This is a genomic window from Poseidonocella sp. HB161398 (genome assembly GCF_005870025.1).
Classification (GTDB): domain Bacteria; phylum Pseudomonadota; class Alphaproteobacteria; order Rhodobacterales; family Rhodobacteraceae; genus Mangrovicoccus.
Window position 1 is genome coordinate 1 of sequence record NZ_VATA01000192.1, and the last position, 2,091, is coordinate 2,091.

3 protein-coding genes are annotated in these 2,091 nt (G+C 69.4%); all 3 read left to right on the forward strand.

Features of this window, described 5'->3' with window-relative positions; all coding sequences use genetic code 11:
• Positions 1 to 792, forward strand: a 792-nt coding sequence (locus FGX59_RS36600) for a branched-chain amino acid ABC transporter permease (protein ID WP_138473448.1), incomplete at its 5' end; no start/stop codon positions are given.
• Positions 789 to 1,709: a branched-chain amino acid ABC transporter permease gene (locus tag FGX59_RS36605; protein WP_138473449.1), complete on the forward strand. Its 921-nt coding sequence runs from the start codon at positions 789 to 791 to the stop codon at positions 1,707 to 1,709. The genes FGX59_RS36600 and FGX59_RS36605, both read left to right, overlap by 4 nt.
• On the forward strand, positions 1,706 to 2,091 hold a 386-nt coding region (locus FGX59_RS36610), incomplete at its 3' end, for an ATP-binding cassette domain-containing protein (protein WP_138473450.1). The genes FGX59_RS36605 and FGX59_RS36610, both read left to right, overlap by 4 nt.

Sequence of the window (2,091 nt, forward strand, 5' to 3'; positions counted from 1 at the left end):
TCCTTCACGCGCCGGGTGGAAGGGTTCCTGAACATCGCCCATGCCGAGCTGCTGGGCGTTTCGGCCTTCGCGACCTGGGGCTGCAACAAGCTCCTGGGCTGGCACATCCTGCCTTCCGCGGCGATCGGCATCCTGGTGACGGCCTTTGCCGGGCTGGCCATCGGCCGCATCGTCTACGACCCGATCCGCAAATACGGCCCGGCGGTCATGCTGATCACCTCGGTCGGCGTCGCCTATGCGATCGGCGGCACGATCGACGCGCTGATCGGCACCGGCATCCGCACGCTCGACATCCCGCTGGCGACCAGCATCCGGTTCTGGGGGCTGCGGATCACCGACTACCAGCTGATCGTCGTCATCCTCGCCATCCTGGCCAGCGGCTCGCTGGCGCTCTTTCTCAACCGCACCAAGACCGGGCTGGCGATCCGCGCCATGTCCGCCAATCCCGAGCTCGCCGCCGCCCGCGGCATCGACGTGAAGAAGACCAGCCGCGCGACCTGGCTGATCTCCTCGGGGCTGGCCGGGCTGGCCGGCGTGATGCTCGGCGTCATCGCCACGCTGTCGACGGATATCGCCTTCCACCAGATCCTGCAGATCCTCGCGGTCGCGATCCTGGCCGGGCTCGGCTCGCTCTATGCGGTGATTTTCTCGGGGCTGATCGTCGGCGTCGCGATGGATGTCTCGGTCTTCTGGATCCCCGCGGGCTACCGCCCGCTCGTGGCCTTCGCCGTGGTGATCCTCGTCCTTCTCGTCCGCCCGCAGGGCATCGCAGGGAGCGCGCCGGGCAAATGATCCAGTCCCTGATCCTTTCCACGCTGATGTTCGGCGCGATGTTCTCGGTCCTGACCGTGTCGCTGAACCTGCAATATGCCCGCGGCGGCATGATCAATTTCGGCACCGTGGCCTATTTCGCGGCCGGGGCCTATGCCTATGCGATCGTCACCCAGGAGCCGCCCTCGGGCCTCGACCAGTACGCGTTCGGCTTCGATCTGCCCTGGTGGATCGGCTTTCTCGCCGCGGGCGCGGCCGCGATGGTCTTCGCGCTCGTCACCGGCTGGCCGACGCTGCGGCTGCGCGGCGAGTACCTGGCGCTGACCAGCTTCGCCTTCGCCGAGGTGCTGCATTCGGTCCTGCTCAACGAGCGGCGCATCGGCAATGGCAGCGTCGGCATGGCCAATGTCGAGCGCCCCGATCCGGCGGCGCTCGGGCTCGACGACACGCTGGCCTACACGGCGGCGGCCTGCCTGCTGATGCTGGCGACCGCCTGGGTCTTCAAGCGGCTCCTGGCCTCGCCCTATGGCCGGCTGGTCGATGCCACCCGCGACGACGAGGTGGCGGCGGAATCCGTCGGCAAGGACACCGCGCGGGTGCGGCTGCAGATCTTCGTCATCTCGGCGATCCCGATCGGCTTTGCCGGGGCGCTCTACGCGATGATCACCACGCTGGTGGCGCCCGCGCTCTTCACCGCCGAGGTCACGTTCTTCGTCTGGATCGCCCTGGCGCTCGGCGGCGAGCGCACCATCCTGGGGGCGATCCTCGGCACCATGGCGCTGGTCTTCTTCCAGGAACTCGTCCGCGCCATCCCCTTCGAGACGGTGCGTGGCGCGCAGATCGCCGCCTCGGCCGAGGAGGTGGTGACCGGCATCCTCTTCATCCTCGTGCTGCGCTGGCAGCCCTGGAACCGGCTGCAGCGGAAGGCGGACTCATGAGCGACACGATCCTGGAACTCGAGGGCGTGGTGCGCGATTTCGCGGGCTTCCGCGCGGTCGGCGGGCCGGACGGGCTCAGCTTCTCGCTGCGCCGCGGCGGCTTCCTCGGCCTGATCGGGCCGAACGGCGCGGGCAAGTCGACCACCTTCAACCTGATCTCCGGCGTGCTGCCGCCGAGCGCGGGACGCGTGCGCTTCGACGGCACCGACATCTCCGGGCTGGGCGTCGCGGCGACCGCGGCGCTGGGGCTCGGGCGCACCTTCCAGACGCCGCGCGACTTCGCCAGCCTCAGCGTGCTCGACAACGTGATGGTCGGGCTCGGCCATCCCGCCGAAGGGCCGCTCTCCGCGCTGCTGGGGCGCTGGAAATCCGCCGAGGCCGG

Coding starts and splice junctions, on each gene's coding strand:
- FGX59_RS36605 (WP_138473449.1), top strand. CDS start 789: ATGATCCAGTCCCTGATCCTTTCCACGCTGATGTTCGGCGCGATGTTC.